This is a genomic window from Vibrio plantisponsor (assembly GCF_013041605.1).
Lineage (GTDB): Bacteria > Pseudomonadota > Gammaproteobacteria > Enterobacterales > Vibrionaceae > Vibrio > Vibrio plantisponsor.
Map to the genome: position 1 here is coordinate 150,678 of NZ_JABEQC010000007.1, position 18,918 is coordinate 169,595.

Sequence of the window (18,918 nt, forward strand, 5' to 3'; positions counted from 1 at the left end):
GGTGTATTTATTGTCCGTTGCGAATGGTATAAAACGGGGAATGAAACGCTTAGTTCGACTGATATGGGCATATTCGAAACTACCTTCGATAAACTTTTGTATATAACCAATTAAGTTAGTAAAACGTTTTATCTATAACTATTGTTTGCGAGGTAAAACGTTTTACTTGAATTGATTACTTTGTAAATCAGACTGTTAGAGAGTCATATTGTAGATGAAACATGGTGTTTCCCTTGGTGGTTACTATTTTAAGGAATGAATATGACGAAATATTTGCGGGCTTTGGCATCCCCTCTATCTCAGCTATCGCTCATAGGGCGTGCGCTGATGTTGCCTATCTCCTTACTCCCAGCCGCAGGCTTATTACTTGCGTTTGGTGACAAATTTGGCATGCCATTAATGATGCATGCTGGTGGTGTGGTATTTGACAACTTGCCGTTACTTTTTGCGATTGGTTCTGCGGTAGGTTTGGCTTCAGAATCCGGGATTGCTGCTCTATCAGCAGCCGTTTCAATACTCATTATCAATTCAACAATTAGCTCCTTACTTGGCATTACACCAGAAATGGCAAGTGCAGGTGGTAAATACGCATTAGTGCTTGGTATTCCATCGCTACAAATGGGCGTTTTTGGCGGCCTGATTTCCGGTATCTTAGCGGCATACTGCTATAAGCGTTATCACGACATTCGATTGCCTGAATTTTTAGGCTTCTTTTCCGGCAAACGATTTGTAGCCATTTCATGTGCGTTTTACTCTTTTCTATTAGGTTTAGTTTTACCCTACGTTTGGCAATACGTTCAGAATGGTATCGATGCTTTATCCACCGTGGTAAATGGCGACAACCAAATGGTATCAACCTTTATCTTCGGACTGACAGAAAGGGCACTGATTCCATTGGGTTTACACCATGTATGGTATCCATCATTCTGGTTCACTTTTGGTGAGTATGTGACACCAACAGGCGCTGTCATTAATGGCGACCAAACTATTTGGTTTAAGATGCTGACAGATGGTGTGAAATCATTCAGCTCTGATACGTACAACGATGCTGGCAAGTTTATGCAAGGGGAATTCCCTCTGATGCTTTTTGCATTACCTGCCGCATGTTTGGCGATGTATCACGAGGCACACACGAAGAACAAAAAAATAGCAGCGGGTATTTTGTTTTCGGCAGCGTTGACCTGTTTCATTACCGGAATTACTGAGCCTGTTGAGTTTACCTTTATATTCGTTGCGCCAATTTTGTATGTGTTTAATGCCGTAATGGCGGGTTTGTCATACATGACTATGTATGCGCTTGATGCACATATTGCCAAGTCATTCTCGGCTGGGCTGATAGACTATATTTCTTTTGGCATCATGCCTTCACTAAATGGTTTTGAAACGAATTGGGTCAAAGTAATCTTCATTGGTATCCCTATGGCGTTGATCTATTACGGAGTCTTCAGAGTAGTGATCCGTAAGCTAGATGTAAAAACGCCGGGTAGAACGGATGTTTCTAACAATCTGGATGAAATTACCGATGAAGAACTCACGACACAAATTTTGTTAGCCATTGGCGGAATGGATAATATTGCAAGCTCAACTGCGTGTATTACGCGCCTACGGTTGCAAGTGAAAGATAAGGATAAAGTGAATCGAGATGCGTTGAGCGACTTGGGTGCGAAAGGCGTGGTTTATGTTGGTGATACTGGTATTCAAATCATATTTGGTGCACGAGCACAGTTCCTTTCTGACCAAATAGAGTCACTGCAACAGCAAATGGTATAGTGACGCGGTAACATAATGCGAAGCGATGGGGTATCCCATCGCTTTTTCTATGCTGAGTTACGATGAATGAACTTAGCTGGCAGTAGCATGCTTTTATGATCGGAATCAGAAGGGTTACGAATACTGTCTAGCAAACGCAGTGCCGCAGATTCCCCAACAGAATAAGGATCTGTGTAGACACAAGTCAAAGAAGGGTGATTGAGCATAAGCTGTTCAGAATCATCGAAGCTGATTAAGGCTACACGCTCATCAATAAACAGTTCTTTTCCTATCTCTCGACCACTTTTGCGAACACCGTTAATACAGCTTAGAGCGCTGGAAGCATCGTGACAGAGTATTGCTGTAATTTGAGTTTGCTCTGTAAGTAGCATATTCACGGCTTGAACCAGATCTTCGGAGATGAAATCTCCGTCTAAAATCCATTCCTGTTTCGAAGGTAATCCATATTGGCTTAGCGTATAACGGTAGCTAGCGATGCGTTCATCTCTGCATGGAGACCCAGTTGTTCCGCCAACATAAGCGATACGCCTATGTCCCTGACGAATCAGGTGCTCCGTAGCCAATTTTGCGCTGTGTGTATTGTCTGGAGTGATGTAATCAATATCGCTATCGAGTTTTGCTGAAGATAGGCAAACTAACGGTATTTGAAAGCTTTCTGGTTTTCGAAGTGATAGCAGATGCTGATCATCGATAGGAGACATGATGATCCCTTCGACCCCTTGTTGATATAGGGTGAGAAGCTTTTGATCGTAGACCTCTGCGTTTTGTCCGCATTGTGTCAGATAAAGCATGTATCCATTTTGTTCAAGAACGTCGCTAATTCCTGCCACCATACGATAAGTCGAAAAGTCATTTTTGTTGTTGACCATCAAACCAATCGTTTTGGTCGATTGAGTACGTAAGTTTGCTGCAGTCTGATTTCGAACAAACCCCAACTCATCAATGGCTTTTTGAACACGAGCGATTGTCTGGGCTGAAATTCGACCTTTCTGACTTAATACAAGTGACACAGTAGTAACCGAAACATTGGCGTGTTGAGCAACGTCTGTAATGGTTATCTTTTTATTGCTTTGCGACATAAAAGGTCCAAATCCATGTGGGTAAATGCAGTGTAACAAAAAGGTTCCTATGGGTCACAGTTGGCTATCTAAGTTGTAAAACAGATCGGCAATCTGTTTGATTTTCTTGTCGATGTCGTCTGCTGAAATATTACCAAATCCGAGCACTGCACCTTGCCAGTTGCGCAGTTTGAAATCTGGATGCTCGTAGTAACTTAATGGCCTTATGATAATCCCTTTTTCGAATGCTTTTTGTGACAATGTCACCTCATTAACATCTTTTAGCCACTTAAGCGTAACGTGAAGGCCCGCGGCTTGGCTGATAACCTCAGCATCATCACCAAAATGCTCGTTTATGGAGAGAATCATCTGATGATGTTTTTCTTTATAAAGTCTACGCATCTTTCTGATATGGCGCAGAAAATCTCCTGAACTTATGAAATCAGCAAGGGCAGCTTGGATGTGTGTAGGGGAGTCTCCGGTCAATGCATCTTTTATCGCTAAGCATTTCTCGACCAAAGCGGAAGGAACGATGAGATAGCCCATTCTCAAACTGTTGAACATAGTTTTACTCAACGACCCGATATAGATAACTCGCGAATCGTGGCCGATTTCAGACGATAGACCTTGTAGACTGGTGTAAGGACGATGTGCGAACTGAAACTCACTGTCATAGTCGTCTTCAATAATCCAGTGATTCCCCTGAGTTGCCCATTCAATCAGCTTTAAACGTTGCTCCGTATTTAACGTTGTGCCCATTGGGTATTGGTTGCTTGGAGTAATGTATAAAGCGCGGGCTTTACTGTTGATAATGCTCTCCAAGTCAAAACCTACATACTCTTCAACATGAACAGGCTCAAACCGGTAGTTTAAAAGCTCAATGATTTTACGCATTTTGGAATAGCCCGGTTGTTCCATCAATACTGAATCATGGCTCTCCATTACTGCCATCAGCGCTATCATTAACGCTTGTTGTGCGCCCGACGTAATAATGATTTGGCTGGCATCGCAATGTACAGAGCGACTGGTAGCAAGATAATCTCTCAAGGCCATTCTAAGAGCACTATCACCTTGGATACCATTGTTGCCAAGTAAGTATTGGCGGGTGGAGTGCAACTGAACATACTTGTGCCACTTGGCAATAGGGAACTGATGCAGATCGGGAACACCCGGAGCAAAAGCGCTGTTAATAGAAGGTATGCTTTTGTTGGTCTCGGTTGATTTGACGATGCCTGCACATGGCAAGTAGTGATCAGGCAGTTCAACCGTCACGTAGAAGCCAGAACCGGAGCGTGCTTCAATGTAACCTTCAGCAGCGAGCTGTTCATAGGCCGCAGTAACAGTATTTCTGCTGAGTTGAAGTTCTTCGGCAAGCTTACGTGTTGAAGGAAGCTTGCCTCCTTTATGCCAAAGCTGTTTAACGATTTTTTCGCGTATAGCGTGGAACAGGCTTTCCTGTTTCGATGATTTGTCGTTTTGCAGTACTAAATCACCGGAGTCGATGGGTTGCAAAGTGGATCTGTCCTTAATCCAAAACTGGTTCTTCTTAAGGTACCAGTGTGTTGCTACATTGCAACCATGAAGTCAGATTTAGATAGGGATAGACGATGCTTTCAAATACACCGAGAACGCAGATTAAAAAAGCAGTACACAAAGCTCAGTTTGATTTGGAGAGTCTTCACCAAATTATTGATGAAAGCCTAATCGCACATATTGCGATTAATAATGAACAGGGACCGGTGGTCATTCCGATGTTAGCTTGGCGCGTGGACGACCATGTCTACATCCATGGTGCCAATAACAGCCGCTTGCTACGTTCACTAAAAAACGGGGTGCAAACCTGTTTAACTTTTACCTTGTTTGACGGATGGATACTGGCTCGGTCTGCTTTTCATCACAGCGCTCATTATCGCTCTGCTGTTGTCTTTGGTCATTTTACAGTCGTAGATGACAACAGAGAAAAAGATCGTTTGCTGAATCATTTTGTAGAACACATTGCACCTGGGCGTACGCAAGAAGTGCGTTTGAGCAACGAGAGAGAACTCAGTGCAACCATGTTACTGCGCATTCCGCTCAGCGAAGCATCGGTTAAAGTCAGCAAAGGTGTGGTTAATGACGATAAAGAGGATTTGGATCTGCCTGTATGGGCTGGTTATTTGCCTTATCGAACCGTTGTTGGGCCACTAAAAGCGGTTGATGAGTTAAGTGATGTTGTAGAAACACCGGATTACAGCGCAGCTTACGGACATCGCTGGCACAATGCTTAAACAACGCTAAAACGAAAAAGCTCCCTTTAAGGGAGCTTTCGGAATTCATTTTAAGCTAGCCAATCATACGTTGGCTGCTTTCATCACACTCATTAATCACAATAGTTTGAGCACGTTTGAAGAAGTTAAAATCTGTTGCAGTTGCACTTGTGTATGCGCCCATCACGCGACCGATAATCAAATCGCCATTTTCCAGTTTAGGTAGCATGATATTTTCTGCAATCACATCAATACTGTCACAGGTTGGGCCTGACAAGACGCTAGGTACAAACTCACCATCTTGTTTTAACGTCACGATAGGGTATTCAGAGTGATCAAATATCAAACCACTGAAAGAACCGTATACACCATCGTCCAGGTAATACCAAATCTGGCCCTCACGTTCTGCTTGTCCCATTACTGATGCAACGCTGGTTACTGCAGGAGCAACAATGAAACGACCAGGTTCCGCAATCACTTGTACTGTTTCTGGTAACTCGTTTAACGCTTCGTTAATCGGCTTGCAGAATTGGTCGATAGGCATCACCTGTTTTGTGTAAGTAACAGGGAAACCGCCACCAATGTCGAGTGCGCTTAACGCTGGCAGACCGCGTTCAAATACTTGATCCATCACTTGTTTACAGCTGCGAATTGCATCTACATATTTTTGTGGATTAGTCGTTTGAGAACCGACATGGAATGACAGCCCTTTAATGTGAATGTTCCATTCTTTTGCGGTTTCAATGATTACTAATGCCTGCTCAGCAGAACAACCAAACTTTTTAGATAAATCAGCAAAAGCTTCAGTGTTACGGAAGCTCAGGCGAACAAGCAGTTCAACTTGATCTTTATACGGTTTGAACTTTTCTAACTCATTAAGGTTATCTACCACAAACACATTGCAACCGTAGGCCAGTGCATCGCGAATATCGCGGTCACGCTTGATTGGGTGTGTGTGGATTGTGCGCTCAGCTGGTACACCTTGTTGCTGAACAAGTTCAACTTCACCAGTAGTGGCTAAATCGAAACATGCACCTTCTTCCAAAAGTGTTTTTACAACATTTGGATGAGGAAGTGGCTTGAGAGCAAAGTGCAGTGCGACATTTGGTAATGCATTGCTTAGCGCACGATATTGAGAGCGAATAATATCGCAATCAAGAATCAGTAAAGGAGCACCAAACTGTGCAACAGAGGTTTCGATTAAGTCGATATTTTCTGCAGACAAAGCTTGGGAAGAAAAAGATTGAAAATCCAATACAGAAGCTGAATTAGCCATAGCAATTCTCCAATATAACAAGGCACTTTTCATGGTCTTGGATGATGAAAAGTGGAGCGTCAATAAAAGCGCGTTCGCGCCGTCAAAGTCACTCTTGGATAGTTGCTCTATCGCCTTGCCACAAAACTGCTGTGATGTACTCGGATTGGCTATCATCAAGAAGCAGGGCGATAATAAGGTCATACTTTTTCTCACGCAATAAAAAATATCCCAATAAAACCAAAAATTTTTTATCGATAAGATAATTAAAAATGATGCATTATTATTCACTGTTCTATTTCCTCATCCTTAAGGAAATAGGCTTTTGTTAATGGCCAACTTTAAGCAAAACAACCCCTGATAGAATCAAGAACACACCAAAATAGCGAACCAGTGAAGAAGCATCCCCATAGACAAATACTCCTACGAGGAAGGTGCCAGCTGCACCGATACCTGTCCAAACCGCGTAGGCAGTGCCCATAGGTATTGTCTTTTGCGCAAAAAATAGCAGTGTTCCACTGATTGCCATAAAGCTGATGGCCATAATAATCCCCAGCCATTTGTATTGTCCGCTTTGCGCAAGTTTCAGGCCTACGGGCCAACCGATTTCTGTTATCCCAGCCAAAACCAAATACAACCAACTCATAAACAATACACCTTCAATTTAACAAACATGATTTGCGGCTAATGGTATCTGAATCTATGATGGATAAAAGTTAATACCTATCGAATAAATTCATATGTTGAGTCTTGAGCAAATTAAAATGATGGTACTCGCAGCGGAACTTGGTTCGTTTTCTGCCTGTGCGCGCAAAATGGGGAAAGTGCAGTCAGCGGTAAGTCACGGCATTAGTACTTTAGAAATAGATTTAGGGGTTGAGCTTTTTGATCGTTCCTCGCGCAATCCCAAATTAACCGTTGCCGGTGAACGCTTGATTCGAAGCGCAAGAAATTTGCTTGCACAAGCGGATGAGTTTCAAAAAATCGCTCAATCAATAGAGAAAAAAGAAGAAGGTGCATTAACCATAGCGATTGATGATGGCGTGACGAATAAGAAACTGGCTGAATTGTTTAAACGCTTGGATGATAAGTTTCCTTCAACTCAGATCGATGTTTTAACCATGGCATCTACAGATATTTGTCAGGAAATTGCGTCTAACAATGTCGATCTAGGCGTGATGTTTACTGAACTAGATATGACAAAAGAAGTAGATTTCTGTTATGTCGGTAGTGTGGATTACATCGCAGTCTGCCATCCACTTTATCCGCTTTCGGAAATAGAAGTGAAGCTGCCTTCTGATTTATCTTCCTATCGGCAGATCGCTGTGCGAGGAAAGCTGAAACAGGAGTCTCACAACTTAACCAGTATAAGTCCCAAAGTTTGGTGGAGTTCAAGTCACTACAATGTGTTGGAGTTGGTGAAACAACAAGTTGGTTGGGCTTACTTACCCCTCTTTTTGGTTGAAGAGTTACTGGTATCAGGGGAACTTCGTAAAGTGAGCATCGCTTTTGACCACAAAGCCTGGAATGTGCCAGTAGATTTAGTTTTCAGTAAGGGGACAGAGAAAGGCCCTGTATTCAAATGGTTATTTGATGAGCTTAAGTTGATATTCAATTAATCAATATATGTGATATGTGACGGTTTACTCATACAGTACACGTGAAAATAAGTGCTTGATTTAGGTCAATGTATTTATTCAGAAAAATTGATGAAGATGATTAATACTTTTAGGTGATACTGTGCGCTATAGGCTTCTATAGTAGAGATTATTAGACCTAAAAGGATGGTTGTCATGATCGAAATCTTAAATCAATTAGATAAGCAGTTAGCAAAACCGGATATAGGTAAACTGGTATTACGTGTCAGTTTCGCATTTATGTTTTTATTACACGGAATCCATAAAATACATGGAGGGACCGAGTTCATACAAGGTATGCTTGTAAAGAATGGCCTACCAGCATTTGTTGCTTATGGGGTTTATTTGGGCGAAGTTGTTGCACCAATTCTGATTATCGCAGGCCTTTTCACTCGCCTGTCCTCAATCGTCATAATAGGTACGTGTTTAATGGTTATTTACCTAATGCACATGGACAACTTTTTTACGCTAAACAAGGTCGGCGCTTGGGCAGTTGAAGGTGTAGCTGTTTATCTGTTTGCTGCTATTGCTACCTTATTCTTGGGCTCGGGTAAGTACGCTTTAAGACCTGACGCATAACAACTAAGACTAAGCCGGATGCAAGTTAGCTTCCGGTTATTTTTAGTATTTTTAATGCACTATAACTTGATTTTGATTTACTAACTTTTAGATGGTTAAACGAACATTTCACATCCTCAAACCACGCAACTCAAGTGTTCAACTTAAACACCACAAGCTAATTACCAGAGAATGCGCAAGATCCCAAAAAAGGGCTGAAATAGGTCCTATGATTTAGATACTGAATGCGTAACTCTGGCCGTCACAGAAAGCTTTGGAGCACGTTTGAACTATGAACTCAACTCAACATTCACCAGTTCCTTGTCTATTAGATACTTGGGCGACAAACGAAACTGCTCTGTATAGATGGCTAACCCAGCATTGTTCCTGTCAAGATTTAGCGTATGACTTGTTGCAAGAAACCTTTCTTCGAGCTTTGCAAAGAGAGCGAGCATTTTGTGATATTGAAAATCAAAAAGCTTGGTTGTTCACGGTTGCGAAAAACTTACTAATTGATGAATGGCGAAAATCGGGGCGGCTAGAACCTATTTCAGAGAATAGCGATCTATACACGTTGGATTTTAGAGCAGAGCGTGAGCCAATTGACAGTCTTGCTCAATGTCTTCCTAAAGCTCTGGCATGTTTGAGTGAAGAAGACCGTTCTGTTATCGAGTTTTGTGATTTACAAGGACACAGTCAGCAAGAATTTGCGAAACTCCACCATTTAACTTTAACGGCAGTAAAATCTCGTATTCAGAGAGCGCGACCAAAACTTCGCGCACAACTAAAAGTAAACTGCCACATTACCTTCGATGAACATCATAAAGTCTGTTGCTTCACACCTAAACGCTCTTAGCTTTCTGAGTAAGCCTTAATTTCATTATTTTCATATCTACAGGCAGATTTATTGCGTCTTTTCAGCGCTGACTTCGTCTTAATAAACGAGCGAGAGCCGTTGGCTTTTTAATGTTTAACGTAAGGAGAGTGCGAGATGTTCTGGGTTTTTACGTCATTAGCTGATTGGTTTACTTACCAACTATTGGAATTAGACGCCGAGACTCGGTTAGGCCAAGCGGTCCATTTTTTTGTTGAAGACACCAGTAAGATCCTCGTTTTATTGGCAGTAATGATTTATTTGATAGCTCTTTTTCGCGCCTCTCTCAATGTGGAGAAAGTGAGAGACTATCTCTCTGGTAAAAAACGCGTTGTTGGCTACTTTATGGGGAGTGTTTTTGGGGCTATTACTCCATTTTGTTCATGTTCAAGTATTCCGGTATTTCTTGGTTTTACGACAGCAGGCATACCACTAGGTATCACCATGGCTTTTCTTATTACTTCTCCCTTAGTGAACGAAATAGCAGTATTACTCCTCATCAGCCTCTTGGGGTGGAAGTTTACTCTTCTGTATGTATTAGCCGGTATGGTTATTGGCATGTTCAGTGGTTGGTTACTTGATTTGCTAGGTGCTGAACGTTGGCTTCAACCTTTTGCAGCTAAAGCGATGAAGAATGCGCCTAATGTTGCTTCTGGAGTCGTTAATCAAAGCGAAACCAGCCCGATGACATTCAAACAGCGTAATGAATTTGCGAAGAGCGAAACACACGAAATTTTCAGTCGAGTGTGGAAGTGGGTTTTGATAGGTGTTGGTGTTGGTGCTGCGTTACATGGTTACGTACCAGACGGCTGGATTGAAAGCCATTTAGGGAGCAGGCAGTGGTGGTCTGTTCCTGCTTCTGTACTTATTGGTATACCTCTCTACTCAAATGCGACAGGTGTTATTCCAATTATGGAAAGCCTGCTACGTAACGGGTTGCCCGTAGGCACAACGCTAGCGTTTTGTATGAGTACGGTCGCTGCAAGCATTCCTGAGTTTGTGATGTTGAAACAGGTTATGCAGTGGCGTTTGCTAGGGATACTTTTTGCTTTATTACTTAGCGCATTCACGATTATCGGGTGGATGTTTAATTTAATTAGTTGGGAAATTTGAAGAGGTTGTATATGAAAGTGTTCAAAGTGCTTGGTTCTGGCTGCGCAAACTGCATCAACACAGCAAAACTGATTGAGAACGTGGCAGAAGCGGCAGGGGTTGAAGTGAAGGTAGAAAAAGTCACGGATATGGAAACCATTATGAACTACGGTGTTATGTCAACACCGGCGGTTGTCTTGAATGAGCAAGTCATTCATGCAGGAGGGGTTCCCTCTGAAGAGAAAGTTAAGCTTTGGATTTAAGCAGAGACTGATAGTGCGACTCAATATGCTACAGTGTCACAAAATGAGTCGCACCATTTTTATAAATCTAACTCATTGTAAAATAGGCTTTACTTGGTTTTTACCGCATTTTTTAGCCTCTAACAGGAAGTTATCGGCACGCTCAAAAGCAGAAACAAAAGTATCGTTTGGGGTAATTTCTACGACACCAAAGCTGCATGTGATGGTTATTTCTAAAGAGGGTATATTCAAACACTCAATACTGCTTCGGATACGCTCTGCGGCTTGAACTGCATGGGGAAGATCGTCACTTGGCAATAGCAGCATAAACTCATCACCACCAAATCGCCCAATCAGATCGGCAGGTCGAATCTCTTTCCTTACATGCTCCGAAATTGTGGTTAGTACTTTGTCTCCAATTGTGTGACCAAAGGTATCGTTGATTTGTTTGAAGCCATCAATATCAAATAGAGCCAAAGACAGTGGTTGGTTAATCCGACGACAGCGGCTAATTTCATTCTTCACATTTTTAATAAAATATTGCCTTGTCTGAGCGCCAGTCAGTACATCTCTCTCGGCAAGAATTCGCAGGTTTCGGTTATCAAGCAGTATGTGGGGAACCCACAAACCAAAATAGGTGTTTGCAGCAAGCAGGGATATCGTAAATTGATAAACCATCGCGTGATTTCCTAACTGTAACCACGAGACTAAGATAGCGGTCGTTGTACTCAGGATTCCCAAACTTAGAAAGGCGCGACCAGCACTTTCTGTAAATACAATCCACATCTGAGCTATGCCTAAAAAGAAGACACAAAACACTACGCTGGATGCAGGATAGATAGACACTAAAACACTAATGAGAGCCAGTACAACAATCGCTATGGCCTGCTTATACAGATAGTTCGATAATGATGACTGCTCATAAACAGACTTAAAATTTTCAACCAGCCAATGGCTTTCTTTGGGGTAATATTTTGACAATATAGCAACTGTGATGGGCGCTATAACCACGACCCCAACTAAATCGCCTACCCACCAAGGGCCCCAAAGTGACATGATTTCACTAGGTAAAATGATGCCTGTAATAGCCAGAACATTCGATCCACCAATCGCCGCAATTAGCGATGAGGTTGCTGCAATGATGAGAAACATCAAAATTAAGTAGGGGATTCGGAATTGTTTTCCTGTGCGGCTAAGCTTTCGTAAAATGGTGGCACCAAGCCAATAAGAAACACAATGTGAAGTAGCAAAGAGCAGTCCGGTCAGTAATAAAGTGGAACTGCTTTGATGGCCTTGATAGATGCTGTCTTCCCAGAATGTGGTTGTTATCGAAGCAAATAGAACGATTGGAATGGCGCGCCATCCGAAAATAAGAAATACAGCGTATGTGACTCCAGAGGGTGGAAACCATATACTCGCGTGCGGTGCATATTCCATAAGTGCTGCCGCTCGCCACAGTAATATCCAAGCTACTGTAATGAGTACAGGTTTAGATATCGTATTAAACCACTTGTTTCCAAACCTTGAATGTCTTTCTGGGCAAGATCCTTCCATCCCTTTACGTCCTTTATATTTGCTTTTAGTTTTTTTGGGAAAGCACTCTATTGTTCTAAAATTTAACGAATTTATTTAATTATTGAGTTGTACCATTCCAAGATTAGCTTTAGGTTTCAAATATCGCCACTTTTACTGACACTTAAGACAGTAAATGATATTTATACTGCTAAATTATTACTATAGATGCATACTTCCAGTAAAGTTTAGTTTGATTTCCAATCACAAAGGATCGGTAATAAGTGTTTGTTAAAAGAACCACACTGTTTTCACTTTGTTCTCTTGCCTTTGCCTGCAATGTTCATGCAAAAGGGTTTGATGTAATTGAAAATTTTTTAGAGCAGAGTTTTGCCTATACAGTGGTACTGAGTGACAGCGATGTTTTCACCGTTGGGATTAAAGATTTCAATCCAAACGAGCTCTTCAATACTGACAATCCAGAGTTGGGGACTGAAGATTCAGTTGCCAATCGCAAGAAATATGGAATATCGACGTTACCAATGTCTTTTCGCCTCAATGACGAAGAAGAGCAAAACAAACATGAACTCTTTTTCCGTATGTCAGGTCTAGCGACAGATGAAAATGTTAGATGGGGCAACGAAACAGTCTTAGACGATTTCCGGCAAGTCATCTTAGACGTCTATACCGCTTATCGATACGAATACAAGTTAGACGAACACTGGACAATTACCCCTGGAATAGGTACGCACTTAATGCGTTATGAGAACACTATGGACTACAACAGTGCCACAGGTAAATCATACGCACCTTTTTTGGATGGGCTGTTATTCAACACCACCGCGTGGGCCAACATCTACGAACCCCATTTAAAGCTCAGCTACAAGAAAAATGAAGATTGGGGAAAATGGCAAGTTTCCTCTGCCGGACACTATTTTTATGGCTATGGATGGGGTGAAGCTAACCAAGGTGAAATCGGCAATAGTGAAGGATGGTATATCGTTAACAGTGCTACGCTCGTATACGACATAGAGCAAATAGGGCGTTCTATTCAATCGGTTTATAGCACCATCCGAAGAGTCGATGTAGGCAGCGATGTATCAGAGCCTCTTGGTACTACTTTTTATTATGAAGCAACGGTCGGGTGGTTAATGACGCCACCATTTGAAATCAGCTTTGTTGACAATATAGGTTTAGGATTAACATTCAACTACGGAAGCGCTTTTAAAGGCGGGAGCTTGGTGTTGTTCTTCAATCAAGAATAAGAAGCTATTTTGATTCTGTTTCTGCCGGCTTTTTTGGCTTGATAAAGTGCTTCATCTGCTCGTTTAATTGCTTCTTTTGCTCGTTTTTCTAAAGAGCTGTCACATACACCAACACTGATCGTAATATTCACGGATTGGCTGCGATTATCTGAACGCTTAGTCGCACCATATTTATCATCTTTCGGGCGACTATCTGAATCACGAATCACTAGGTCATACTGTTCAATATCTTGCCTGATTTGCTCTAGATATTCCTTAGCTTGCTCAGCTGTTTTCCCTTTGAACAGAATCGTAAACTCCTCACCACCGTAACGATAAATCTTCGCCTTTCCTTTAACTAGGCGAATGCGACTGGCAACAAGTTTCAATACATCATCACCGGTATCATGGCCATAGGAATCATTGAATGATTTGAAATGGTCAATATCAACCATAGCGATGGCGAATTTACGCCCCGGACTTCTTAAATCGATTTCGAGTGCGTGTCGTCCTGGGAGCTGCGTCAATTGATCGTTAAACGCCATCTCGTGGCTGGCTGAGATTAAGTAGAGCATCATCAGAGCGCCAGACAACGAAAACATCGTGCTGGAAACAAACTGAAGTTGAAAAAATATAAAAGTGGTTGAAGACATCAAAATGGCGGTATAGATGAACACATCCATAATTCGGTTCTTAGTCAAAACAAAGATACCAGTGATACCAACCATTGCGAGCAAGTAGAGTACCAGTATAAATGGAAGCTTTGATATTTCAGGAACAGAAAACAAGAAGGTATCTTTAAGGCTGCCGTATCCACCAGAGACATAGTAATCAACCGTTACATACGCCCAAAGCCCGAAGCATGCCAATAGTATTAAGTAGACAAAAAATGCGCGGCTAAGCAAATCGCCATTCTTAAATGCATAACTCAATAAACAGGCGACAGGTAATACAAAACTGAGTATTGAGAGTTCAAGCAGGGTAGAGCCTGTATAGAGCGGTGACTGCAATCGGTACTGAATTACCCAATAGCTAATCAGCATGGTACAAGCAACCATTGCCATTCGGCTTTGTTTGAAAATAAATGCAATGGCAATAGAACTGAGAAATAAAGCGTAAGGCAAGCCACCCGCTAAACCACTATTGGCGCGGGTAAGAACAATAACGTTGTTCATTCCATACCAAATAGCTGCCAAGAGCATCAACGGGAATGTAAAACGAAACCAAGGCGACGTAACTAAACTCGACGACATGCTTATAAACTAGCCAACAGAATAACTACTAATTGTGTTTATGATTAATAAACTAAGAATAACTTTATTTAATGAATTTCCAAGCTTTTTGCTAAACTTTAGTTATAAAAGCGCGCGCTTGAGCAAAGATTGTTCAAGTAGGCTCGATCTTCGTTTGATTAAAGATCATTGATGCAATAACTTTGTTTGAACGTATCACATCGACACATCGGTATAGGAGAACTCGTATGCAACTGAATGTTGAAGTGCACAATTATATGGAAACACTCGTTGGACAAGTGATAGCACAAGACAAGTATGCTACGACATATAATCACGACCAATTAGCAGATCTCGCGTGCTTGGCTCTAAGCCAACTTCGTCCAATCTATATTCGATTTGATATTGATTTTCTCTCTGCTTTACCTGAAGAGCGTTTGGTCATTTTAAAAGAGCACGCACAAACAGCGGTTGAGGCGGCAGAAAGTATGATCATTGATGACAGACGTAAGGATCGTGATACCGATATACCTATTGTTATGTCTCAAACGCAATTTGATGAAGATGCCGAGTTAGAGTGGTATGAAAAGCCCATTCTCGGTCATAAGCAGCACAACTTATCTTAAGGAGTTATCGTGGGATTTTTTTCTCGTTTTTTCGGTAGTAAATCAGAAGCAAAAGAAGCATCGGTTGAACCCGTAGAGTACAAAGAGTTTTTGATTTACCAAGAGGTCATTCCTGAAGGTGGCCAGTATAGAATTGCAGGCAGAATAACAAAAGAAGAAGACGGCGAACTTAAAACTCACCGTTTCATTCGATCTGATGTACTGTCGAACAAAGCTGACGCAGAAGAACTCATGCTAAAGAAAGCACAAATGTTCATAGATCAAATGTCTGGTCGGATCTTTTAGTTACCCATCAAGTCGTTGACAGAAATCATAAATTTTAGAGCTACAAGTGTATAGTCTTGTAGCTCTTTATTTATTTTGACACTGCGAAATTTCAATACTTGCCTATACTGGTTTGAGCTCTTACTTCAAATAAACGCTTTGTATTTTCAGCAAAATTGGCAAACAGTCGCAACTTAACGTTATAACCAACAAAACTAAAATATTGTTATAAATATCTTGAGTTTGAATTAGGCGTTAGATAAAAAAGATTATTCACAGTGCCAATAGTCAAGGAATCGCTATGCAGATTGGTGTACCAAAAGAAATACTCGCGGGCGAAACGCGGGTCGCTGCTTCTCCTTCATCGGTTCAGCAGCTTATTAAACTAGGATTTGAGGTTTCAGTTGAATCTCATGCCGGTGATCTAGCCAGTTTCGATAACGCATCTTACGAACAGGCTGGAGCCAAAATCGTTTCAAAAGATGAAGTGTGGAACTCGGATCTCATTCTGAAAGTTAATGCACCGCTATCTAATGATGAATCTGATGAAATTGCGCTTATTAAAGAAGGCGCAACATTAGTTAGCTTTATCTGGCCAGCGCAGAATCCAGAGTTAATGGAAAAACTATCCACAAAAAGCATTAACGTGCTGGCAATGGACTCTGTACCTCGTATCTCTCGTGCTCAGTCATTAGATGCTTTGTCTTCAATGGCTAACATTGCGGGTTATCGTGCTGTTGTTGAAGCGGCGCATGAGTTTGGTCGCTTCTTCACTGGACAAATTACTGCTGCAGGTAAAGTACCACCAGCTAAAGTCTTTGTTGCTGGCGCAGGCGTTGCAGGCTTAGCTGCTATCGGTGCCGCTGGTAGTCTAGGTGCGATTGTTCGAGCATTTGACGTACGCCCTGAAGTAAAAGAGCAAGTTCAGTCAATGGGTGCAGAATTCTTGGAAGTTGATTACCAAGAAAATTCAGGCTCAGGTGACGGCTATGCTAAAGAGATGTCTGACGAGTTTAATAAAAAAGCAGCAGAACTTTATGCAGAGCAAGCTAAAGATGTAGATATCATTATCACTACTGCGCTTATTCCAGGACGACCAGCGCCTAAATTAGTCACCAAAGAGATGGTTGACTCAATGAAAGCGGGTAGCGTTATTGTCGATTTAGCAGCAGCGAATGGCGGTAACTGTGAATACACAGTGAAAGACCAAGTGATTACAACTCCGAATGGAGTAAAAGTCATCGGTTATACCGATATGGTTGGCAGACTACCAACTCAATCTTCGCAACTTTACGCAACCAACTTAGTGAATCTACTAAAACTACTATGTAAAGAGAAAGACGGCAATATCAACATCGATTTCGAAGATGTGGTACTGCGTGGCGTTACTGTGGTGAAAGAAGGTGAGATCACTTGGCCAGCGCCACCAATTCAGGTTTCAGCGCAGCCACAAGCTAAAGCACAGAAAGTTGATCCTAAAGCAGCGAAAGTAGAAGAACCAACCTCTCCAGCGAAGAAAATTATTGGCTTGGCCGTTGGTGTTGGTGCGTTTGCATGGGTTGCTAGTGTTGCTCCTGCTGCGTTCTTAGGTCACTTCACTGTATTTGTACTTGCATGTGTTGTGGGCTACTACGTCGTGTGGAACGTAACTCACTCTCTACACACGCCGCTAATGTCAGTAACCAACGCAATTTCAGGCATTATCGTTGTGGGTGCATTGCTACAAATCGGACAAGGTAATGGCTTTGTAAGCTTCTTGGCATTTATCGCTGTTCTTATAGCAAGCATAAACATATTTGGTGGCTTTACCGTTACCAAACGTATGCTTGAAATGTTCCGTAAAGACTAAAGGAGTAAGCAATGTCTGCAGGATTGGTACAAGCAGCTTATATTGTTGCTGCTTTATTCTTCATTATGAGTTTAGCCGGATTGTCGAAACAACAATCGGCTAGAGCAGGTAACTACTACGGTATTACGGGTATGGCGATCGCACTGATTGCGACTATTTTTAGCCCTAATGCTGAAGGATTTACTTGGGTCATCATCGCAATGGTGATTGGTGGTGGTATCGGTATCCATTTCGCTAAGAAAGTTGAAATGACAGAGATGCCAGAGCTAGTGGCAATTCTTCATAGCTTCGTTGGTATGGCGGCCGTGTTGGTTGGCTACAACAGCTTTTTAGATGCTCCAGAAGTGGCGACTCATGCTGAACACGTCATCCATATGGTTGAAGTTTTCGTCGGTGTGTTCATTGGTGCCGTAACATTTACCGGTTCTATCGTCGCGTTTGGTAAGCTTCGCGGGATCATTAAATCTTCTCCGTTAAACTTGCCACACAAACATAAGCTGAACTTAGCTGCAATTGTTGTCTCAACACTGCTAATGATTCATTTCATTAACGTTGACGGCAGCATGTTTGCAATGATTGTGATGACACTAATTGCTTTCGCTTTTGGTTACCACTTGGTTGCATCTATCGGTGGCGCTGACATGCCAGTAGTCGTTTCTATGCTGAACTCATATTCTGGCTGGGCAGCGGCGGCAGCTGGTTTCATGTTAGCAAACGATCTATTGATTGTTACGGGCGCATTGGTAGGTTCTTCGGGTGCAATCCTTTCATACATTATGTGTAAAGCGATGAACCGCTCATTCATCAGTGTTATCGCGGGTGGCTTTGGTCAAGAAGTCGTAATCAGTGAAGACGAAGAGCAAGGTGAACACCGCGAAACAAATGCGGAAGATGTTGCTGATATGCTTAAAAACTCTAAGTCTGTCATCATCACTCCTGGATACGGTATGGCGGTAGCGCAAGCTCAATACCCTGTTTATGAGATTACTGAGAAACTAAGAGCATTAGGTGTCACTGTGCGTTTTGGTATTCACCCAGTTGCGGGTCGTCTACCTGGTCACATGAACGTATTGTTGGCTGAAGCTAAAGTACCTTACGATATCGTTCTTGAAATGGATGAGATCAACGATGACTTCTCTGACACAGATACAGTGTTAGTTATCGGTGCAAACGATACTGTTAACCCAGCTGCTCTTGAAGATCCGAACAGCCCAATCGCAGGAATGCCTGTGCTTGAAGTTTGGAAGGCTCAAAACGTTATCGTGTTTAAACGTTCAATGAATACCGGCTATGCTGGTGTTCAGAACCCATTGTTCTTTAAAGATAATACGCAAATGTTGTTCGGCGATGCAAAACAAAGCTGTAATGATATTTTGAGCCACATCTAATGGGCTGACCGTTATTGAAACGACAAAGAGCAACTTATGTTGCTCTTTTTTTTGCTTGGAGTATGACGCAC

18 protein-coding genes are annotated in these 18,918 nt (G+C 42.1%); 12 read left to right on the plus strand and 6 right to left on the minus strand.

Features of this window, described 5'->3' with window-relative positions; all coding sequences use genetic code 11:
* Positions 1-261: 261 nt before the first annotated feature.
* Entirely contained in the window at positions 262-1,770 is a 1,509-nt protein-coding gene (locus tag HKI82_RS11650; protein WP_171138103.1) for a PTS transporter subunit EIIC, read from the plus strand.
* 47 nt (positions 1,771-1,817) lie between these two features.
* Here the strand turns inward: HKI82_RS11650 and malI are convergent, their stop codons facing one another.
* Together malI and pdxR are read right to left on the minus strand one after the other, a co-directional pair.
* Positions 1,818-2,849, minus strand: coding sequence for a Mal regulon transcriptional regulator MalI (gene malI / locus HKI82_RS11655; protein WP_171138104.1), 1,032 nt, complete (start codon positions 2,847-2,849; stop codon positions 1,818-1,820).
* A 54-nt stretch (positions 2,850-2,903) separates the two neighbouring features.
* Positions 2,904-4,340 carry a MocR-like pyridoxine biosynthesis transcription factor PdxR gene (pdxR, locus tag HKI82_RS11660; RefSeq protein WP_171138105.1) on the minus strand — a complete coding sequence of 479 codons (1,437 nt, stop codon included), beginning with the start codon at positions 4,338-4,340 and terminating at the stop codon, positions 2,904-2,906.
* Positions 4,341-4,435: 95 nt separating this feature from the next.
* On the opposite strand from pdxR, the gene HKI82_RS11665 reads away from it, so the two are divergent.
* Complete coding sequence (locus tag HKI82_RS11665) at positions 4,436-5,095, plus strand: pyridoxamine 5'-phosphate oxidase family protein (RefSeq protein WP_102941421.1); 660 nt, start codon at positions 4,436-4,438, stop codon at positions 5,093-5,095.
* 55 nt (positions 5,096-5,150) lie between these two features.
* On the opposite strand, the gene HKI82_RS11670 is transcribed toward HKI82_RS11665, so the two are convergent.
* Both HKI82_RS11670 and HKI82_RS11675 read right to left on the minus strand, forming a co-directional pair.
* Positions 5,151-6,350 (minus strand): type III PLP-dependent enzyme, encoded by a 1,200-nt coding sequence (locus HKI82_RS11670; RefSeq protein ID WP_171138106.1) that lies wholly within the window; start codon positions 6,348-6,350, stop codon positions 5,151-5,153.
* A 307-nt stretch (positions 6,351-6,657) separates the two neighbouring features.
* Positions 6,658-6,975 (minus strand): DMT family transporter, encoded by a 318-nt coding sequence (locus tag HKI82_RS11675; RefSeq protein WP_171138107.1) that lies wholly within the window; start codon positions 6,973-6,975, stop codon positions 6,658-6,660.
* Between the two features lie 94 nt (positions 6,976-7,069).
* Between HKI82_RS11675 and HKI82_RS11680 the strand changes: the two genes are divergently transcribed.
* From HKI82_RS11680 to HKI82_RS11700, 5 genes are all read left to right on the plus strand, one after another.
* Positions 7,070-7,948: a LysR family transcriptional regulator gene (locus HKI82_RS11680; RefSeq protein WP_261881179.1), complete on the plus strand. Its 879-nt coding sequence runs from the start codon at positions 7,070-7,072 to the stop codon at positions 7,946-7,948.
* Between the two features lie 174 nt (positions 7,949-8,122).
* Positions 8,123-8,545 (plus strand): DoxX family protein, encoded by a 423-nt coding sequence (locus tag HKI82_RS11685; protein ID WP_102941424.1) that lies wholly within the window; start codon positions 8,123-8,125, stop codon positions 8,543-8,545.
* A 271-nt stretch (positions 8,546-8,816) separates the two neighbouring features.
* On the plus strand, positions 8,817-9,380 hold the full coding sequence (locus HKI82_RS11690) for a sigma-70 family RNA polymerase sigma factor (protein WP_102941425.1): 564 nt from the start codon (positions 8,817-8,819) through the stop codon (positions 9,378-9,380).
* Positions 9,381-9,515: 135 nt separating this feature from the next.
* Positions 9,516-10,511 (plus strand): permease, encoded by a 996-nt coding sequence (locus HKI82_RS11695; protein WP_171138109.1) that lies wholly within the window; start codon positions 9,516-9,518, stop codon positions 10,509-10,511.
* 11 nt (positions 10,512-10,522) lie between these two features.
* Entirely contained in the window at positions 10,523-10,753 is a 231-nt protein-coding gene (locus HKI82_RS11700; RefSeq protein WP_102941427.1) for a thioredoxin family protein, read from the plus strand.
* A gap of 72 nt (positions 10,754-10,825) precedes the next feature.
* Here the strand turns inward: HKI82_RS11700 and HKI82_RS11705 are convergent, their stop codons facing one another.
* On the minus strand, positions 10,826-12,286 hold the full coding sequence (locus HKI82_RS11705) for a sensor domain-containing diguanylate cyclase (RefSeq protein ID WP_171138110.1): 1,461 nt from the start codon (positions 12,284-12,286) through the stop codon (positions 10,826-10,828).
* 263 nt (positions 12,287-12,549) lie between these two features.
* Here HKI82_RS11705 and HKI82_RS11710 point away from each other — a divergent pair, with 263 nt between their 5' ends.
* Positions 12,550-13,509, plus strand: a complete 960-nt coding sequence (locus HKI82_RS11710) for a Solitary outer membrane autotransporter beta-barrel domain (protein WP_171138174.1) — start codon at positions 12,550-12,552, stop codon at positions 13,507-13,509.
* Here HKI82_RS11710 and HKI82_RS11715 read toward each other — a convergent pair.
* Positions 13,500-14,741 carry a GGDEF domain-containing protein gene (locus tag HKI82_RS11715; protein ID WP_171138111.1) on the minus strand — a complete coding sequence of 414 codons (1,242 nt, stop codon included), beginning with the start codon at positions 14,739-14,741 and terminating at the stop codon, positions 13,500-13,502. The two genes, HKI82_RS11710 and HKI82_RS11715, sit on opposite strands and share 10 nt — an antisense overlap.
* A 227-nt stretch (positions 14,742-14,968) precedes the next feature.
* Here HKI82_RS11715 and HKI82_RS11720 point away from each other — a divergent pair, with 227 nt between their 5' ends.
* The 4 genes from HKI82_RS11720 to pntB all read left to right on the plus strand — a co-directional run bounded on the left by HKI82_RS11720 (position 14,969) and on the right by pntB (position 18,847).
* Positions 14,969-15,346 carry a late competence development ComFB family protein gene (locus HKI82_RS11720; RefSeq protein WP_102941430.1) on the plus strand — a complete coding sequence of 126 codons (378 nt, stop codon included), beginning with the start codon at positions 14,969-14,971 and terminating at the stop codon, positions 15,344-15,346.
* Between the two features lie 9 nt (positions 15,347-15,355).
* Complete coding sequence (locus HKI82_RS11725) at positions 15,356-15,631, plus strand: HlyU family transcriptional regulator (protein WP_102941431.1); 276 nt, start codon at positions 15,356-15,358, stop codon at positions 15,629-15,631.
* A gap of 280 nt (positions 15,632-15,911) precedes the next feature.
* Positions 15,912-17,459, plus strand: coding sequence for a Re/Si-specific NAD(P)(+) transhydrogenase subunit alpha (locus tag HKI82_RS11730; RefSeq protein WP_171138112.1), 1,548 nt, complete (start codon positions 15,912-15,914; stop codon positions 17,457-17,459).
* A gap of 11 nt (positions 17,460-17,470) precedes the next feature.
* Positions 17,471-18,847, plus strand: a complete 1,377-nt coding sequence (pntB, locus tag HKI82_RS11735) for a Re/Si-specific NAD(P)(+) transhydrogenase subunit beta (protein WP_171138113.1) — start codon at positions 17,471-17,473, stop codon at positions 18,845-18,847.
* The last annotated feature ends 71 nt before the right edge of the window (positions 18,848-18,918 follow it).

Coding starts and splice junctions, on each gene's coding strand:
- HKI82_RS11650 (WP_171138103.1), top strand. CDS start 262: ATGACGAAATATTTGCGGGCTTTGGCATCCCCTCTATCTCAGCTATCG.
- malI (WP_171138104.1), bottom strand. CDS start 2,849: ATGTCGCAAAGCAATAAAAAGATAACCATTACAGACGTTGCTCAACAC.
- HKI82_RS11665 (WP_102941421.1), top strand. CDS start 4,436: ATGCTTTCAAATACACCGAGAACGCAGATTAAAAAAGCAGTACACAAA.
- HKI82_RS11670 (WP_171138106.1), bottom strand. CDS start 6,350: ATGGCTAATTCAGCTTCTGTATTGGATTTTCAATCTTTTTCTTCCCAA.
- HKI82_RS11675 (WP_171138107.1), bottom strand. CDS start 6,975: ATGAGTTGGTTGTATTTGGTTTTGGCTGGGATAACAGAAATCGGTTGG.
- HKI82_RS11680 (WP_261881179.1), top strand. CDS start 7,070: ATGTTGAGTCTTGAGCAAATTAAAATGATGGTACTCGCAGCGGAACTT.
- HKI82_RS11685 (WP_102941424.1), top strand. CDS start 8,123: ATGATCGAAATCTTAAATCAATTAGATAAGCAGTTAGCAAAACCGGAT.
- HKI82_RS11690 (WP_102941425.1), top strand. CDS start 8,817: ATGAACTCAACTCAACATTCACCAGTTCCTTGTCTATTAGATACTTGG.
- HKI82_RS11695 (WP_171138109.1), top strand. CDS start 9,516: ATGTTCTGGGTTTTTACGTCATTAGCTGATTGGTTTACTTACCAACTA.
- HKI82_RS11700 (WP_102941427.1), top strand. CDS start 10,523: ATGAAAGTGTTCAAAGTGCTTGGTTCTGGCTGCGCAAACTGCATCAAC.
- HKI82_RS11705 (WP_171138110.1), bottom strand. CDS start 12,286: ATGGAAGGATCTTGCCCAGAAAGACATTCAAGGTTTGGAAACAAGTGG.
- HKI82_RS11715 (WP_171138111.1), bottom strand. CDS start 14,741: ATGTCGTCGAGTTTAGTTACGTCGCCTTGGTTTCGTTTTACATTCCCG.
- HKI82_RS11720 (WP_102941430.1), top strand. CDS start 14,969: ATGCAACTGAATGTTGAAGTGCACAATTATATGGAAACACTCGTTGGA.
- HKI82_RS11730 (WP_171138112.1), top strand. CDS start 15,912: ATGCAGATTGGTGTACCAAAAGAAATACTCGCGGGCGAAACGCGGGTC.
- pntB (WP_171138113.1), top strand. CDS start 17,471: ATGTCTGCAGGATTGGTACAAGCAGCTTATATTGTTGCTGCTTTATTC.